The organism is Roseateles aquatilis (assembly GCF_002205645.1).
Classification (GTDB): Bacteria; Pseudomonadota; Gammaproteobacteria; order Burkholderiales; family Burkholderiaceae_C; genus Roseateles; species Roseateles aquatilis.
In genome coordinates this window covers 221,299-238,677 of the sequence record NZ_NIOF01000009.1, presented here as the reverse complement: position 1 = coordinate 238,677, position 17,379 = coordinate 221,299, and the positions used below count along the sequence as shown (strand labels likewise).

The 17,379-nt window shown below is 69.0% G+C and carries 15 protein-coding genes; 4 read left to right on the top strand and 11 right to left on the bottom strand.

What is annotated here, in order from left to right:
• The 11 genes from CDN99_RS29365 to polA form a co-directional block, all read right to left on the bottom strand.
• A partial coding sequence (locus CDN99_RS29365; protein WP_238139595.1) for a hypothetical protein occupies positions 1-305 on the bottom strand: 305 nt, incomplete at its 3' end.
• A gap of 87 nt (positions 306-392) precedes the next feature.
• The gene (locus CDN99_RS18920; RefSeq protein ID WP_088386434.1) at positions 393-1,898 is read right to left on the bottom strand and encodes a tripartite tricarboxylate transporter permease; all 1,506 of its coding nucleotides are present in this window, start codon (positions 1,896-1,898) and stop codon (positions 393-395) included.
• A 10-nt stretch (positions 1,899-1,908) separates the two neighbouring features.
• Complete coding sequence (locus CDN99_RS18915) at positions 1,909-2,376, bottom strand: tripartite tricarboxylate transporter TctB family protein (protein ID WP_088386433.1); 468 nt, start codon at positions 2,374-2,376, stop codon at positions 1,909-1,911.
• Between the two features lie 179 nt (positions 2,377-2,555).
• On the bottom strand, positions 2,556-4,340 hold the full coding sequence (gene tfpB / locus CDN99_RS18910) for a type IV pilus assembly ATPase TfpB (RefSeq protein ID WP_088386456.1): 1,785 nt from the start codon (positions 4,338-4,340) through the stop codon (positions 2,556-2,558).
• An 89-nt stretch (positions 4,341-4,429) separates the two neighbouring features.
• A complete protein-coding gene (locus CDN99_RS18905) occupies positions 4,430-5,245 on the bottom strand; it encodes a spermine/spermidine synthase domain-containing protein (protein WP_238139594.1) in 816 nt (271 codons plus the stop codon).
• A 47-nt stretch (positions 5,246-5,292) separates the two neighbouring features.
• Entirely contained in the window at positions 5,293-5,814 is a 522-nt protein-coding gene (locus tag CDN99_RS18900; RefSeq protein WP_088386432.1) for a DNA-deoxyinosine glycosylase, read from the bottom strand.
• A gap of 15 nt (positions 5,815-5,829) precedes the next feature.
• Entirely contained in the window at positions 5,830-6,654 is an 825-nt protein-coding gene (locus CDN99_RS18895; RefSeq protein ID WP_088386431.1) for a TatD family hydrolase, read from the bottom strand.
• A 15-nt stretch (positions 6,655-6,669) separates the two neighbouring features.
• Complete coding sequence (purU, locus tag CDN99_RS18890; RefSeq protein ID WP_088386430.1) at positions 6,670-7,560, bottom strand: formyltetrahydrofolate deformylase; 891 nt, start codon at positions 7,558-7,560, stop codon at positions 6,670-6,672.
• Positions 7,561-7,672: 112 nt separating this feature from the next.
• Positions 7,673-8,371 carry an ABC transporter ATP-binding protein gene (locus CDN99_RS18885; protein WP_088386454.1) on the bottom strand — a complete coding sequence of 233 codons (699 nt, stop codon included), beginning with the start codon at positions 8,369-8,371 and terminating at the stop codon, positions 7,673-7,675.
• 43 nt (positions 8,372-8,414) lie between these two features.
• Entirely contained in the window at positions 8,415-9,674 is a 1,260-nt protein-coding gene (locus CDN99_RS18880; protein WP_088386429.1) for a lipoprotein-releasing ABC transporter permease subunit, read from the bottom strand.
• A 67-nt stretch (positions 9,675-9,741) separates the two neighbouring features.
• On the bottom strand, positions 9,742-12,519 hold the full coding sequence (polA, locus tag CDN99_RS18875; RefSeq protein ID WP_088386428.1) for a DNA polymerase I: 2,778 nt from the start codon (positions 12,517-12,519) through the stop codon (positions 9,742-9,744).
• Positions 12,520-12,630: 111 nt separating this feature from the next.
• Here polA and CDN99_RS18870 point away from each other — a divergent pair, with 111 nt between their 5' ends.
• The 4 genes from CDN99_RS18870 to CDN99_RS18855 all read left to right on the top strand — a co-directional run bounded on the left by CDN99_RS18870 (position 12,631) and on the right by CDN99_RS18855 (position 17,343).
• Positions 12,631-13,026: a hypothetical protein gene (locus CDN99_RS18870; protein ID WP_088386427.1), complete on the top strand. Its 396-nt coding sequence runs from the start codon at positions 12,631-12,633 to the stop codon at positions 13,024-13,026.
• A 47-nt stretch (positions 13,027-13,073) separates the two neighbouring features.
• A complete protein-coding gene (locus tag CDN99_RS18865) occupies positions 13,074-14,045 on the top strand; it encodes a homoserine kinase (protein WP_088386426.1) in 972 nt (323 codons plus the stop codon).
• Complete coding sequence (locus CDN99_RS18860; protein ID WP_088386425.1) at positions 14,042-14,935, top strand: BPSS1780 family membrane protein; 894 nt, start codon at positions 14,042-14,044, stop codon at positions 14,933-14,935. The genes CDN99_RS18865 and CDN99_RS18860 overlap by 4 nt, the downstream gene beginning before the upstream one ends.
• 200 nt (positions 14,936-15,135) lie before the next feature.
• On the top strand, positions 15,136-17,343 hold the full coding sequence (locus tag CDN99_RS18855; protein ID WP_088386424.1) for a PhoX family protein: 2,208 nt from the start codon (positions 15,136-15,138) through the stop codon (positions 17,341-17,343).
• Positions 17,344-17,379: the final 36 nt, after the last annotated feature.

The window sequence follows — 17,379 nt, the reverse complement described above, 5'->3', positions numbered from 1 at the left end:
AGCGCAGAAGCGAGATTATGAACGATTTCTTTCGAATCCGTCAAGCAGTCTGCGAAATTAATTTCATCGTCGACTGCGAGAATCTCGCCGCCAAATGAAAACCGGGCCAAGCCCGGTTCATCACCTGACATCCCCAGCAGTTCCTCCAGGGACCGCTGCAAGACAGATGTCTGTGCAGCGAAGACCGTGACTGTAGCACAGTAAAAGAACGGCTCGCAAGAGCCACGGCAGCAGTTTTTCAGAGGCGAGCGCCCCTCGCACAACATCGCCGCAAGTCCTTGTTTGGAAACGACGAGGGCCCGCATGAGCGGGCCCTCGTCGGGCGCCTTCCAACCGGAAGGCAGCGTCTCCTGATGGACGGAGCGCTTCTGCGGGTCGTGGCCCGCGTGGCGTCAATCGTCCTGGAAGGCCTCTTGGCGCTTGTTCTTGATGGACGGCAGCATCACCACCACCACCATCAGCGCCGCCGCGATCAGCAGCCCCGCCGAGAGCGGGCGCAGCATGAAGGTGCTCCAGTCACCGCGCGACAGCAGCAGCGCGCGGCGCAGGTTCTCTTCCATCATCGGGCCAAGGATGAAGCCCAGCAGCAGCGGTGCCGGCTCGCAGCTCAGCTTGTAGAAGATGTAGCCGACCACCGCGAACGCCGCCGTCATAAAGACGTCGAAGTTGTTGTTGTTCAGCGTGTAGGTGCCGATGCAGCAGAACACCACGATCGCCGGGAACAGGAAGCGGTAGGGGACGGTCAACAACTTGATCCAGATGCCGATCAGCGGCAGGTTCAGGATCACCAGCATCAGGTTGCCCACCCACATCGAGGCCACCAGACCCCAGAACAACTCCGGGTTGCTGGTCATCACCTGCGGGCCGGGCTGGATGCCCTTGATCGTCATCGCGCCCACCATCAGCGCCATCACCGCGTTGGGCGGGATGCCCAGCGTCAGCATCGGGATGAACGAGGTCTGCGCGCCGGCGTTGTTGGCCGACTCGGGACCGGCCACGCCCTGGATCGCGCCCTTGCCGAAGCGGCTCGGGTCCCGGGCGACCTTCTTCTCCAGCGTGTAGGCCGCGAACGAGGCCAGCAGCGCGCCGCCACCGGGCAGCACGCCCAGCACCGAACCCAGCGCCGTGCCGCGCACCACCGCCGGCCAGGCGTCGTGGAAGTCCTGCTTGGTCGGCCACAGGCCCTTCACGCTCTTGGTGAAGACCTCGCGATGCTCGGCCGGCTGGCCCAGGTTCGCGATGATCTCGCCGAAGCCGAAGATGCCCATCGCGATCACGACGAAGTTGATGCCGTCGGTCAGCTCGGGGATGTCGAACGAGAAGCGAGGCGTCCCGGAGATCACGTCCGTGTTGATCTGCCCCAGCAGCAGGCCGAGCACGATCATCGAGATCGCCTTGATCAGCGAGCCCGAGGCCAGCACGACGGCGCCGATCAGGCCCAGCACCATCAGCGAGAAGTACTCGGCGGGGCCGAACTTGAAGGCCAGCTCGGTCAGCGGCGGCGCGAAGGCCGCGATGATCACCGTGCCCACGCAGCCGGCGAAGAACGAGCCCAGGCCCGCGGCCGCCAGCGCGGCGCCGGCCCGACCCTGGCGGGCCATCTGATAGCCGTCGATCGCGGTCACCACCGACGAGGACTCGCCCGGCACGTTGATCAGGATGGCGGTCGTCGAGCCGCCGTACTGCGCACCGTAATAGATGCCGGCCAGCATGATCAGCGCCGGCGTCGCGTCCAGCGAGTAGATGGACGGCAGCAGCATCGCGATCGTCGCGACCGGGCCCAGGCCCGGCAGCACGCCGATCAAGGTGCCCAGCACGGCGCCGCCGAAGGCGTAAAGGAGGTTCTGCAGCGTGAACGCCGTCTGGAACCCCAGCATCAGGTTGTCGATCAGATCCATGCGTGTCTCCTCAACCGCCCAGGAAGGTCGGCCACACCGGGATCACCAGGCTCAGCCCCCACACGAAAATCGCCCAGCTGCCCGCGGTCAGGATGACGCTGCTGAGCAGCGCATCGCGCCAGCGGAACTCGTCGCTCGCGAAGGACGAGACGATGATCAGCAAGGGGAGCGTGACGGCCAGGCCCAGTCGCGGCAGCGCGAAGCCGAACAGCACGATCGCGCCGACGACCACCAGCAGCGGCTTCCAGGCGACGGCGCCGATCGGCTGACCGTCCTCGGATTCGATGGTCAGCGCCTTGAACAGCACCACGCCACCGAGCAGCGCCAGCAGGACGCCGAGCCCGAAAGGGAAATAACCAGGCCCGGGACGGGCCGATGTGCCAAAGCTGTAGTTGGCCAGGGAGCCCCACGCGAACGCGACGCCAACGACCAAGAACAACAGCCCTGACCAGAAGTCGCGTTGACTCTTGATCTTCATCGAGGGAACCTCTAGCGGCTTTGAATGCCGGCGATTCTAGGAAGGAGCCCCCGTGAGAATTCTGCGGTTATCACGTAATGATGGCGTGAAGATCGCCGCCCGCAAGCCGCCCATCCGCCTGAGGTCCAGGCATGCCCGTCCGCGAGCGGCGCACGCACGCCCGGAGCCGGGTCCGCGCGTCAGGCTTCCCAGGTGGGCGTGCTGCGCAGCACCTCGTCCATCGTGGTGAGCCCCTCGGCGACCTTCATCGCGCCGGCCAGCCGCAACGGACGCAGCCCCTCCTGCACGGCCTGGCGGCGCAACGCCGTCATGTCGGTGTCCGGATGCAGGTGCTTGCGGACGCTGTCGGTCAGCATCAGCAGCTCGTAAAGGCCCGCGCGGCCGCGATAACCGGTGTTGCGGCAATCGAGGCAGCCCACCGGCCGGTACGGCTTGACGCCGCCGTTGAGCCGCCACGGCTTGAGCATCTCGTTGAGCGACTCCCGCGTCACGTCCGGGTCCGGCTCCTTGCAGGCGGGGCACAGCGTGCGCACCAGCCGCTGCGCGAGCACGCCGATGACGGTCGCGTCGATCAGGTAGTTGGGCACGCCTAGGTCCACCATGCGCGTGATGGCCGAGGCGGAGTCGTTCGTGTGCAGCGTCGAGAACACCAGGTGGCCGGTCAGCGACGCCTGGATCGCCATCTCCGCGGTCTCCAGGTCGCGGATCTCGCCGACCATGATGATGTCCGGGTCCTGGCGCATCAGCGCGCGCAGGCCCTCGGCGAAGTTGAAGTCGATGGCGGCCTGCACCTGCGTCTGGTTAAACGCGGGCTCGATCATCTCGATCGGATCCTCGACGGTGCAGACGTTGACCTCGTCGGTCGCCAGCCGCTTCAGCGTCGAATACAGCGTCGACGTCTTGCCGCTGCCGGTCGGCCCCGTCACCAGGATGATCCCGTGCGGGCGCGCGGTGAGCCGGTTCCAGCGCTCGGCGTCGTGACCCGAGAACCCCAGCTGCGACAGGTCCTTGACCGCCGTGTCGGGATCGAAGATCCGCATCACCATCTTCTCGCCGAAGGCGGTGGGCAGCGTCGACAGCCGCATTTCCACTTCCTCGCCGGCGGGGTTGCGCGTCTTGATGCGGCCATCGAGCGGGCGCCGCTTCTCGACCACGTCCATGCGCCCGAGCAGCTTGATGCGCGAGGTCATCGCGCTCATCACCGACGGCGGCAACTGGTAGACCGTGTGCAGCACGCCGTCGATGCGGAAGCGGATCACGCCCATCTCGCGGCGCGGCTCCAGGTGGATGTCGCTGGCACGCTGGTCGAAGGCGTATTGCCACAACCAGTCCACGACCTGCACGACGCCCTGATCGTTGGCGTCGAGCTGCCGGTTGCTGCGCCCCAGCTCGACGAGTTGCTCGAAACTGGCCGGCTGGTTGATCTCGCCACTCTTCGTCGCCGCGCGCACCGAGCGCGCCAGCGTGAAGAACTCGGTCGTGAAGCGCGTGATCTCCAGCGGATTGGCCAGCACCAGCTTCACGCGCTTGCGCGTGTGGGATTCGATCTGCGGCACCCAGCTCGTGTCCAGCGGCTCGGCGGTCGCGATCGTCACGTCGGTCAGGCCGACCTGGATCGGCAGGCAGCGGCGCGCCTCGGCATAGCTGGCGGACATCACGTCGGCGACGCGGCCGACGTCGACCTTGAGCGGATCGATGCGCGTGTAGGGTAGCTTCAGCCGCCCCGCGAGCCACTCGGTCAGCGACTCCAGGTCCAGCGGCCGGTTGCCGGACGCGCGCACCAGCCCCGCGTTGGCCAGCCGCACCAGTGGATGGAGCGCGCTCTGGCCGGCGGCGAAGCGGCTCTCGGTGTGCCGCACCTGCGCGGCATCGATCAGGCCGTCCTCGGCCAGCCAGTGCAGCAGCGCGCGCCACTCCAGCTTCGCGCCCCCCTCCCCCGCCTTGGGCTTGGCCACGGACGCCATGGGGGCGACCGGCGCGCGGCTCGCCGCGGCGGTGGGCTCGGCGGCCGGCGCGGTGCCGACCGGCCCGGCGCCTTGGGGGGTGGGGCTCTTCATGCTTGCTCGCGGATCTGTTGGATGACGTTCATCGGCAGCGGCCGGACCAGCTTGAGCCACTTGCTCGCGGGGAGCTCATGGCGCGCCTCGATGTTAGCGGCGCGTTGCTCCAGCACCTCGCGCTCCGGCACCGTCACGCCGCGGCCGGCCACGACGATGGTGTTGCCCTCGCGGGTCGGCGACAGGTGCCAGACCTGGTCGGAGCCGAAGACCTTGGCGATGCGCGCCGCACTGCGCGCGAAGCTGGCGCTGCGGCCGAACAGGTTGACCGTCATCAGGCCGCCGTCGGCCAGCACGCGATGGCAGTTCGCGTAGAACGCCTCGTCGTCGAGCACCGGCGCCGCCGCCTCGTGGTCGTAGAGGTCGACGTTGAGCACCTGCGCGGTGCCCCAGTTGGCGGCGTCGGCGACCCACTCGCCGGCGTCCTCGTTCAGCACCCGGAAGCGATCGTCGTCGTCGGGCAGGTGGAACCAGTGGCGGCAGGCGCTGATCACGGTCGGGTTGAGCTCGACCGCGGTCGTTTTCATCTTGAGCTGCTTGCGGCAGAAGCGCGTCAACGCGCCCGCGCCCAGCCCCAGTTGCACCGCCTGGCCCTGCGTCAGCTCGCGCGTGTCGCGCCACAGCATCCAGGCCATCATGCGCTGGACGTATTCCAGCTCCAGCTTCTCGGGCTTCTTGATGCGCATGGCCCCCTGCACCCAGATCGAGTCCAGATGCAGGAAACGCACGCCGTCGAATTCGCTGAGCGTGGCCTCGACCCACTCGGTCTTCCTGCCGCCCTTGTTCTTCTTGTGGTCCCGGTCTTTGCTCACTGTGTCGTTCCCCGCGCCGGGGCCGACGCGGCCCGGCTGTTGTCGCCTCACGGACCGGCGAGCTCCCGCCAGACCTTCAGCTTGTCATCGTAGGGCATCGTGTAGGCGGGGCTGGACGACGGCAGGCTCAGCACGCGGTAACGGGCCGCGAGCGGCCCGAGCTGGCGCAGCCCGAAGCGCGCCGCGGTGCCGCCGTTGAAGGCGATCGTACGCAGCGCCGGCATCCGCGCGAGCAGGCTGGCCAGGTCGCTGGCGAAGGGGTTGCGGATCGCGCTGTCGAGGCTGCCCTCGCGCTCGGTCTCGGTGATCACGTCCCAGACGGCGACGCGGTGCGCCCGCAGCGCGGCGAGGCGCTCCGGATATGCCATCGCCACCAGATCGATGCCGAGCACGTCACCGACCAGGCGCCAGAACTGGTTGCGCGGATGGCCGTAATACTGCTGCGCCCGCAGCGACGCGACGCCCGGGAAGCTGCCCAGCAGCAGCCACCGCGCGTCCGGCGCGTGCACCGGGGCCAGGCCTTGCCAGCGGGGCGCGTCGGCATCGTCCACGGCGCTGCGGTCATTCATGGGTCGTCCCGCGTGTCAGCTCGCGGCGTCCAGCGCCGCCAGCCGCGGCAACGCCACCCGCGCGTTGCGCCGCGTGACCTCGGCGGCCCGTTCCGGCGTCCAGCCACGCAACTCGGCCAGACAGGCGCCGATGCGCGGCAGCTCGCCGGGCTCGTTGCGCGAGGTGGCGCCGGCCGCGCGCTGCTCGGCGGTGCGGTACAGCCAATGCGGCGGAATGTCCGGCGCATCGGTCTCGACGACGAGCGCGTCATCCGGCAGTTCCGCGGCCAGCCGCCGGATCTGCAGCGAGCGGTCGAAGGTCACCGTGCCGCCGAAACCCAGCTTGAAGCCCAACGCCAGGAACGCATCCGCCTGCTGCCGGCTGCCGTTGAAGGCGTGGCCGATGCCGCCGGTCGTCAGGCCGATGCGACGCAGGCCGCCGAGCAACTGGTCGGCGCTGCGCCGCACGTGCAGGATCACCGGCAGCGCGTGACGCTTCGCGAGCTTGAGCTGTTCCAGGTAGAAGTGCTGCTGCGTCGCCGCGTCCAGCCCCTCGACGAAGAAGTCCAGGCCGATCTCGCCGATGCCGACGAGCCGCGGGTCGTCGCGATGCTCGGCCAGTTGGCGGTCCAGCAGCGCGAGGTCGTCCTCGCGCGCCTGCATCACGTAGAGCGGATGGATGCCCAGCGCGTAGCTGAAGCCGTGCTCGTGGGCGAGCATCCGCACCCGCTCGAAGTTCCCCGCCACGACCGCCGGAATGACGATCTGCGACACACCCGCCGCGCGCGCGCGGGCCACGACCGCGTCACGGTCGGCGTCGAACTCCGACGCGTCCAGGTGGCAGTGCGTGTCGGTCCACATCAAGCGCGCCCGCCCTCAGCGGAAGACGACCGTGCGATGTCCGTTGAGCAGCACGCGGTGCTCGGCGTGCCACTGGATCGCGCGGGCCAGCGTCACGCATTCGACGTCGCGGCCGATGGCCACGAGCTGGTCGGGCGTCATGCTGTGATCGATGCGGGCCACGTCCTGCTCGATGATCGGACCTTCGTCGAGGTCGGACGTCACGTAATGGGCGGTGGCGCCGATCAGCTTCACGCCGCGCTCATGGGCCTGGTGGTACGGGCGCGCGCCCTTGAAGCTGGGCAGGAAGCTGTGATGGATGTTGATCGCGCGGCCTTCCAGGAAGCGGCACATCTCCGGCGACAGGATCTGCATGTAGCGCGCCAGCACGACCAGGTCGATGCGCTGTTCCTCGATCAGCTCGCGCAGCTTGCGCTCCTGCGCCTGCTTCTGGTCCTCGCTCGCCTGCAGCAGCGGCAGGTGGTGGAACGGAATGTCGTGGGACGCGGCCAGCTGATAGAAGTCGCGGTGGTTGGAGACGATGGCCGGGATCTCGATCGCGAGGTGCCCGGTCTGGACGCGGAACAGCAGGTCGTTCAGGCAGTGGCCGAGCTTGGAGACCAGCAGCAGCACGCGCGTCTTGCGCGCGGCGTCGACCAGTTCCCAGTCCATCGCCAGGCGCTCCGACAGCGGCGCGAAGGCCGCCCTCAGCGAAGTCGCCGTGCGGGCCTCGGCGCATTCGAACTCGATGCGCATGAAGAAGCGGCGATGGTCGGCGTCGCCGTGCTGGGCCGAGGTCAGGATGTTGGCGCCCTGCTCCAGCAGGATGCCGGTCACCGCGTGCACGATGCCGGCCTGATCGGGGCAACTGAGCTTCAGGATGAAGCGGGTGGACGCGGATTCCGGGGACTGGGTCGAGGCGCTCATGATGGCTCGCATCCTAATGCAGCGACCGGTGGCGGCCGCCCCTGGCCCAGGGGCGGCGGCGGGCCTCACGCCTCGCGATCGGGCAACCCAGCCTCGGCCGCCGCCGCGGGGCTCAGGCCAGCGGCTGCAGCGCGCCGGCGACCAGCCGGCGTTGCTGCTCGCAGCGCCTGGCCAGGTCCTGGTCGTGCGTGACCATGACGAAGGCGGTGCCCTGCTCGCGCGCCATTTCCAGCATCAGGTCGAAAACGGTGGCGGCGGTGGAGCGGTCCAGATTGCCGGTCGGCTCGTCGGCCAGCACGCAGGCCGGGCGCGTCACCAGCGCGCGGGCGATGGCCACGCGTTGGCGCTCGCCGCCGGACAGCTCGCCCGGCCGGTGCTGCACGCGGGCGCCCAGGCCGACGCGCGTCAGCACCGCGGCGGCCTGCTCGCGGGCCTGCTCCTGCGGCATGCGGCGGATGCGCAGCGGCATCGCGACGTTGTCCAGCGCGCTGAACTCCGGCAGCAGGTGGTGGAACTGGTAGATGAAGCCCAGGTGCTGGTTGCGCCAGTCGCCGCGGGCCTTCTCGCCGAGCGAGGACAAGTCTCGGCCCATCAGCTCGACGCGCCCCGCGGACGGCTTGTCCAGCCCACCCAGGATGTGCAGCAGCGTGCTCTTGCCGGAGCCCGACGCGCCCAGCACGGCCAGCGTCTCGCCCGCCTTGACGGTGATGTCCAGCCGCTGGAAGACCTGCACGTCCAGGGGCCCCTCGACGAAGCGCTTGCCCAGGCCCAGCCCCTGCAGCACGACGCGACCAGTGGTCGCCTCGGCCATCGCGGCCAGCCCTTCGAGCGTGTACTCCCCGTTCGCCTGTGCCTCATTCATAACGCAGCGCCTCCGCCGGTTGGACGCGGCTGGCGCGCCAGCTCGGATACAGCGTCGCGACGAACGCCAGGATCAGGGAGGTCACGGTGATCGGCACGATGTCGGCCCACTGCGGGTCGCTGGGCATGTGGCTGATGACGTAGATGCTGGCCGGCAGGAAGGTGGTGTGCAGCAGCCGTTCGATGAAGGGCACGATGACATCGAGGTTGTGCGCGATCAGCAGGCCCAGCCCCAGGCCGCCGAAGGTGCCCATCACGCCGGCCAGCGCGCCCTGGATCATGAACACGCCCATGATCGAGCGCGGGCTGGCGCCCAGGGTGCGCAGGATGGCGATGTCGGCCTGCTTGTCGGTGACGGTCATCACCAGCGTCGACACCAGGTTGAACGCGGCGACGGCCACGATCAGCGTCAGGATGATGCCCATCATGCGTTTCTCGACCTGCACCGCGTCGTACCAGTTGGCGTTGGTGCGGGTCCAGTCGCGGACGTAGATGCCGGGGCCCAGCGTGCGTTGCAGCTCGGCGCCGACCTCGCGGGCCAACTGCACATCGTGCAGCTTCAGTTGCACGCCGCTGGGCGTGCCGGTGCGGAACAGCTTGGCGGCGTCGTCGACATGGATCATCGCCAGGCCGCTGTCGTACTCGTAATGCCCGGCCTCGAAGACGCCGACCAGGTTGAACTGCTTGAGCGTCGGCAGCACGCCCAGCGGCGTGACCTGCCCGGCGGGCGCGACCAGCGTGATCTTGTCGCCCTTCTGGACCCCGAGCTGGCGCGCCAGCTCCACGCCCAGGATCATGTTCCATTGGCCCGGCTGCAGGCGTTGCAGCAGCCCTTCCTTGGCCAGCTGCGCCGCGATCGGGGTGACCGCCGGCTCCAGCGCCGGATCGATGCCGCGCACCACCGCGCCCCGCATGTCCTGGCCGCGCGCGATCAGGGCCTGCGACGACACGAACGGCGCGGCGCCCGCCACCTGGGCGTTCTCCTTCGCCTGCGCGGCGACGGTGCGCCAGTCCGGCAGGCCCTCGCCGGTGGCGTTGAGCAGCTCCACGTGCGCGATCACCGACAGCATCCGGTCCCGCACCTCCTTCTGGAAGCCGTTCATCACCGACAACACGATGATCAGCGCGGCGACGCCCAGCGCGATGCCGAGCATGGACACGCCGGAAATGAAGGAGATGAAACGGTTGCGACGCCCTCCGCGCCCGGCTCGCGTGTAACGCCAGCCGACTTGCAACTCATAAGGCCAATTCATAGGGGGAGGATGCTAACCGCTCCCATCGAGGGAGCGGCCGGGTCCGACCTGAAGCGACCTGAAGCCGTCAGTGCGCCTCGTCCCAATTGGCCCCGACGCCGACTTCCGCCAGCAGCGGCACCTTCAGCGCGGCCACGCCGGCCATCAGGGTGGGGATCTCCGACTTGATCCAGTCCAGCTCGCCATCCGGCACCTCGAAGACCAGTTCGTCGTGCACCTGCATGACGATCCTGGTCTTCTTGCCCTGCTCGTCCAGCGCCTGCTGGACCGCGATCATCGCCAGCTTGATCAGGTCGGCGGCCGTGCCCTGCATCGGCGCGTTGATGGCCTGGCGCTCGGCGCCGCTGCGCCGCGGGCCGTTGCCCGAGTTGATCTCCGGCAGCCACAGCCGGCGGCCGAAGACGGTCTCGACGTAGCCCTTCTCCTTGGCGAACTGCTTGGTCTCGTCCATGTAGCGACGCACGCCGGCGAAGCGGGTGAAGTAGCGGTCGATGTAGTCCTTCGCCGCCTTCTGCTCGATGCCCAGCGACTGCGCCAGCCCGAACGCGCCCATGCCGTAGATCAGCCCGAAGTTGATCGTCTTGGCGTACCGACGCTGCTCGGGCGTGACCGCGTCCAGCGCCGCGCCGAAGACCTCGGCGGCGGTGGCCCGGTGCACGTCCTGGCCTTCCTGGAAGGCGCGCAGCAGGCCCGGGTCCTCGCTCATGTGGGCCATGATGCGCAACTCGATCTGCGAGTAGTCCGCCGAGACGATGCAGTGCCCGGCCGGCGCGACGAAGGCCTCGCGCACGCGGCGGCCGTCGGCCGTGCGAATGGGGATGTTCTGCAGGTTGGGCTCGTTGCTCGACAGCCGGCCCGTCACCGCCACCGCCTGCGAGTAGGTCGTGTGCACCCGGCCCGTCTCGGCGTTGACCATCAGCGGCAGCTTGTCGGTGTAGGTGCTCTTGAGCTTGGACAGCGCGCGGTACTCGAGGATCTTGGCCGGCAGTGGGAAGTCCGCGGACAGCTTCTCCAGCACTTCCTCGTCGGTGGACGGCGCGCCGGTGGCGGTGCGCTTGACCACCGGCAGGCCGAGGCGGTTGAAGAGGATCTCGCCGATCTGCTTGGGCGAGCCGATGTTGAACGGCTGCCCCGCGATCTCGTAGGCCGCCTGCTCCGCCGCGACCATCCGCTGGCCGAGGTCGGCGCTCTGCGCCTGCAGCCGGGACGCCTCGATCAGCACGCCGTTGCGCTCGATGCGCGCCAGCAGCGCCGACACCGGCATCTCGATCTGCTCGTAGATGAACTTCAGGCCCGCGTCGGCCTCCAGGCGCGGCATCAGGATCTGGTGCACGTGCAGGCACATCTCGGAGTCCTCGCAGGAGTACTCCGACGCCTTGGCCACCTCGACCTGCGCGAACGGGATCTGGTGCGCGCCCTTGCCGCACAGGTCCTCGTAGCTCAGGCCCTTGCGGCCCAGCACGCGGTCGGCCAGCGCCTCCAGGCCGTGGCCGCGATGCGCCTCCAGCACGTAGCTTTCCAGCATCGTGTCGTAGGCGGTGCCCTGCACCGCGATGCCGTGGTTGAGCAGCACGTGGGTGTCGTACTTGACGTTCTGCGCGACCTTCTTCTTCAGCGGGTCTTCCAGCCACGGCTTGAGCCGGGCCAGCACCTCGTCCATCGGCAGTTGCTCGGGTGCGTCCGGGCCGTCGTGGCGCAGCGGGATGTAGGCCGCCTTGCCCGGCTCGACGCTGAAGCTGATGCCGACGATGCGGGCCTTCATCGCGTCGAGCGAGTCCGTCTCGGTGTCGAAGGCGGCCAGCTCGGCGGCGTTCAGGCGCTCGACCCAGGCGTCCAGCCGGGACATGTCGACGATGGTCTCGTACTGCTTGTCGAGCGGGACTTCCGGCGTCGGCAGGCTCGCGTAGGGGTCCTGCGGCCGGTCGCCGCCCAGGTCCGCTTCCGGCGCCGCGTGCTTGGGCGCGGCGCCGCCCAGCTTGCCTTCCAGATCGCGCTTCCAGGTCTTGAAGCCGTGGCGGGCGTAGAAGTCCAGCAGGCCGGCCTCGTCGACCGGGTTGAAGGCCAGCGCCTCCAGCGCCGGCCAGCCGGCCACGTGCGTGCACAGGTCGCAGTCGACCTTGACGGTCACCAGCTTGCGGCCCATCGGCAGCCAGTCCAGCGCCTTGCGCAGGTTCTCGCCGGCCACGCCCTTGATCGAGGCCGCGTTGGCGATCACGCCGTCCAGCGAGCCATGCTCGGCGATCCATTTGGCGGCGGTCTTGGGGCCGACCTTCTCGACGCCGGGCACGTTGTCCACGGTGTCGCCCATCAGGGTCAGGTAGTCGATGATCCGGTCCGGCGGCACGCCGAACTTGGCCACCACACCGGCCTCGTCCAGCTTCTCGTTGGTCATCGTGTTGATCAGGTGCACATCCGGCGTGACCAGTTGCGCCAGGTCCTTGTCGCCGGTCGAGATCAGCACCTGGTGCCCCGCCTGGGCCGCCACGCGGGCCAGCGTGCCGATGCAGTCGTCGGCCTCGACACCGGGCACCGTCAGCACCGGCCAGCCCAGCAGCTTGACCACCTCGTGGATCGGGTCGATCTGCTCGCGCAGCGCGTCGGGCATCGGCGCGCGCTGGGCCTTGTACTCGGGGTACCACTCGTCGCGGAAGGTCGGGCCGGAGGCGTCGAAGACGCAGGCGGCGTGCTCGGCGCCGCAGTCGTCGCGCAGCTTCTTCAGCATCGCCACCATGCCGTGGAGGGCGCCGGTGGGCTGGCCGTTCGGGCCGCGCAGATCCGGCAGCGCGTGATAGGCGCGATAGAGGTAGCTGGAACCGTCGACCAGCAGCATCAGGGGTTTGCTCATCCCCGCATTGTTGCAAAGGCGCGCCGCATCGCTTGTCAGCAGCGACGCCCCTGTGCGCCCCGGGGCCTGGGGCGAGGGAAATCCCGCACGCGGGCATAGAATCGCCCCACCATGAAAGCCACCCGCCTCGCCCCCTTGGCTCGTCACTCCTGGACCGCGCTCGGCCTGGCGCTGATCGCGCTGTCCGCGCTATCGGTCACCGCGCCGGCGCATGCCGCCGACGCACCGGCCGCCCCCGCGCCCGCGAAGGCCCCCGCCGAGCCGCCCGCGCAATTCCGCGACGTGCCCGACGTGAAGGTCGAGCACATCGTGCAGGAGGATGACAAGGTCCGCATCGAGGAGACCCGGGTGCGTGGCCTGACCCAAAAGGTCGTGGTCAAGAACAAGGACAGCAAGGCGCCCGAGTACGAGATCCTGCTCGGCGACACCGGTCGCGACATCCCCACCCGCCAGGGTGCCGACCGCGGCAGCGCCGGTCAGCGCGTCTGGCGCCTGTTGAACTTCTGAACGACCGCGCCGCGCGCGCCGTCCGTCAGCCGGATCTCCATTTCTTCATGGCCGTTTTCACCGACGTCTCGCCCGAGCAGGCGCAAGCCTTGCTCGACCAGTTGAACCTGGGCGAACTGCAGTCGCTCCAGGGCATTTCCGCCGGCATCGAGAACACCAACTACTTCGTCACCACACCGCGCGGCGAGTACGTGCTGACGATCTTCGAGCGCCTGAGCTTCGAGCAACTGCCGTTCTACCTGGAGCTGATGCGCCACCTCGCCCGCCAGGGCGTGCCGGTGCCCGCGCCGCAGCCCGACGCGCAGGACCGCATCCTGCACCGCGTGGCGGGCAAGCCGGCGGCCGTGGTCGACAAGCTGCGCGGCGGCCATCAACTCGCGCCCGACCAGTTCCACTGCGAGCAGGTCGGCGCCGGCCTGGCCCGCATGCACCTGGCCGGTCAGGACTTCCCTCTGCATCAGGACAACCTGCGCGGCCTGGCCTGGTGGCGCGAGACGGTGCCCGTCGTCCTGCCGCACCTGGCGCCGGAGCAGGCCGCGCTGCTGAGCGCCGAGCTCGCCTTCCAGGAACAGCTGGCGCCCGGCGCGGCGCAGTTGCCGCGCGGCCCGATCCATGCCGACCTGTTCCGCGACAACGTCATGTTCGAGGGGCTGCCCGGCCGCGAGCGGCTGAGCGGCTTCTTCGACTTCTACTTCGCCGGTGTCGACAGCTTCCTGTTCGACCTCTGCGTCTGCCTGAACGACTGGTGCATCGACCTCGACAGCGGCCGCCTGGACGAGCAACGCGCCGCCGCGTTCGTGAAGGCCTATGAATCGATCCGTCCGATGACCGGCGCCGAGCACCGCCTGCTGCCCGGCCTGCTGCGCGCCGCCGCGCTGCGCTTCTGGATCTCGCGCCTGTGGGACTTCCATCTGCCGCGCGAGGCCAGCCTGCTCAAACCCCACGATCCCACCCATTTCGAGCGCGTCCTGCGCGAGCGCATCGCCAATCCGTGGCATGCGCTGGAGTCCTTGCCATGATCCTGCACCTGCAAACGGTCCCGCCGCGCAACGGCCTGCTCTGGGTCCGCCACGGGCTGAAGGTGCTGCGGCGCAAGCCGATCGCGCTGATCGGCCTGTTCGCGGTGTTCCTGCTGATCTCGTCGGTGCTGCAGTTGGTGCCGCTGCTGGGCCAGTTGGTGGTGCTGAGCGCGCTGCCGCTGGTGTCGCTGGCGTTCATGCTGGCCTCGCACCAGGTGCTGCAATCGCATACGCCGACGGCCGCGGTCTTCGCGCAGCCGCTGCAGTTGACCAAGGAGCGGCGCCGCGCGCAACTGCTGCTGGGGCTGCTGTACGCGGCATCGACGATCGCCGTGATGTTCATCGCCCACTGGCTGGACGGCGGCGCGCTGGTGCGCGCGGTGGAGCAGATCGCCAACGCCAGCAACAAGGGCGACACCAAGGCGATGGAGGCCACCATGGGCGATCCGTCGCTGACCTCCGGCCTGGCGCTGCGACTGGCGCTGACGGGCCTGATCTCCATCCCCTTCTGGCATGCGCCGGCGCTGATCCACTGGGGCGGCCAGGGCGTGCTGCAGGCGCTGTTCTCGAGCACGCTGGGCGTGTGGCGCAACAAGGGCGCGTTCGCGCTGTCTGGGCTGGCCTGGGTGGGACTGACCCTGGGCACGACGATGGTGCTGACGGTGGTCGGCCTGCTGCTGGGCCTGGCCGGTCTGCTGCCCTATCTGCTGGTGCCGCTGGGCATGATCCTGACGACGGCGTTCTACTGCTCGCTGTACTTCACGTTCATCGACTGCTTCATGTTCGGCGCCCCGCGCGACCTGCCGCTGCCGGTGTACCCGGCCGCGCCCGCCAACGAGCCGCCACGCGATCCACCGCAGGACCCGCCCGCGCCGTCGGCCGGCGCCTGATCGCCATGGCGTGGCCTCGCGCGGCGGCGGTCAGCCGCGGTCGCCATCGGCCCGCGCGAAGGCTGCGTCGGCGGTGAGCCCTGGGAACTCGATGCTGTTCGCACAAACGGAATCTTGACAAGTTCATAACGACTTTTTCACGACCTCGTCACCTGCCGTTCGCAGAATCCGCCCGCCTTTTCTTAGCGGAGCCTTCACGAATGAGCAAGCAGCACGACACCGTTGCCAGCCAGGTCAACGAGTATGACGAAGACGCAGTCGTCAACCCCTCCAGCAACGCGCACTTCGACGACATCCTGGCCGCGCGCCTGTCGCGCCGCGTGGCCCTGAAGGGCGGCATCAGCACCACCGCCGCCGCGCTGCTCGGCGGCTCGATCCTGAGCGCCTGCGGCGGCAACGACGATCCCGCGCCGGCCCCCGCGCCGGCCCCGGCTCCCGCGGCGCTGAAGATCGGCTTCAACGCCGTCGCCAAGAACAAGAACGACCTGGTCACCGTGCCGGACGGCTACAACGTCAGCATCCTGCACGCGCTGGGCGACCCGATGCATTACGGCGACGCCTCCTGGCAGGACGACGGTTCCGAGACCGCCGACTCCTACAACCGCCGCATCGGCGACGGCCATGACGGCATGTACTACTTCGGTCTGTCCGACGCCGGCGCCTTCCAGGTCGACCGCTCGGAGCGCGGCCTGCTGGCCGTCAACCACGAATACGTCGTCGCGCCCTACGCCATGCACCCGACCGGCCGCACCGCCGGCGCCGCGCGCGTGGCCAGCGAGGTGGACAAGGAGATTTACGCCCACGGCGTCAGCGTCGTCGAAGTCAAGAAGGACACGGCCGGCGTGTCGATGGTCCGCGGCTCGCGCTACAACCGTCGCGTGACCTCGGCCACCACGATGGACTTCACCGGCCCGGCGCGCGGCAATGCGCAACTGGCGACGCTGTTCAGCCCGACCGCCGTGCAGACCCGCGGCACCAACAACAACTGCGCCAACGGCTATACGCCGTGGGGCACCTACCTGACCTGCGAGGAGAACTTCCTCAACGTGATCAGCCGCGCCGCCGGCGACGATGCCGCCCGCAGCGCCAAGGAAGTCGCCAGCCTGGGCCGCTACGGCCTGCCGCAGAACCGCAAGAGCCCCTACCTCTGGGAAACCGCCGGCACCGCCGACCTGTACGCGCGCTGGAACTCGTCCGTCACCGGCGCCGCCGCGACGGCCGACTACCGCAACACGATCAACACCTTCGGCTGGGTGGTGGAGATCGACCCGTTCGCGCCCGATTCGACGCCCGCCAAGCGCACCGCGCTGGGCCGCTTCAACCATGAAGGCGCGTGGCCCGCGCCGGCCGTCGTCGGCAAGCCGATCGTCTTCTACATGGGCGACGACGCACGCAACGAGTACATCTTCAAGTTCGTCTCCAAGGCCAACTGGGATGCCGCCGATGTCGGCAAGGGCATGGCCGCCGGCGCCAAGTACCTGGACGAAGGCACGCTCTACGTGGCCCGCTTCAACGCCGACGGCAGCGGCGACTGGATGGAGCTGACCTACGGCAAGAACGGCCTGGACGCGACCAATGCGGCCTACCCGTTCGCCGACCAGGGCGACGTGCTCATCAACGCCCGCCTGGCCGGCGACAAGCTCGGCGCGACCAAGATGGACCGTCCCGAGTGGGGCGCGGTGCACCCGACCAGCGCCGAGGTCTACATGACCTTGACGAACAACAGCAACCGCGTGCCGGCCACCACCGCGTCGCTGATCGGCAGCCAGCTCAAGACTGACGCCGCGAACCCGCGCGCCTACGAAGACATCAAGGGCGGCACGACCTCGCAGAAGGGCAACCCCAACGGCCACATCATCCGCTGGCGCGAGAGCGCCACCGACGTGACCAAGCTGACCTGGGACATCTACCTGTTCGGCGCGCAGGCCGACGCGGCCTCCGACGTGAACCTGTCGGGACTGACGGACGTCAACGACTTCTCGAGCCCCGACGGCCTGTTCTTCGACAAGCGCGGCATGCTGTGGATCCAGACCGACGACGGCGCCTACACCGACGTCACCAACTGCATGATGCTGGCGGCGGTGCCGGGCAAGGTCGGCGACGGCGCGGTCGCAACGGCGGCCGGCGGCACGCAGACCCGCCCAGGCGCCAAGGCGTCGGCCGACACGGTGCGCCGCTTCCTGGTCGGACCGAAGGAATGCGAGATCACCGGCATCGCGCTGACCCCGGACAACAAGGCGCTGTTCTTCAACGTGCAGCACCCGGGCGAGGACACCAACCCGGACTTCGCGGCCAAGACCTTCGGCAGCTACTGGCCGGCCAACCAGGCCGACGCCAACGTCAAGAAGCGCCCGCGCTCGGCGACGGTGGTGATCACGCGCAAGGACGGCGGCGAGATCGGCGTCTGACGCTGTTCCGGCGCTGATGCGAAAGCCCGCCGCGAG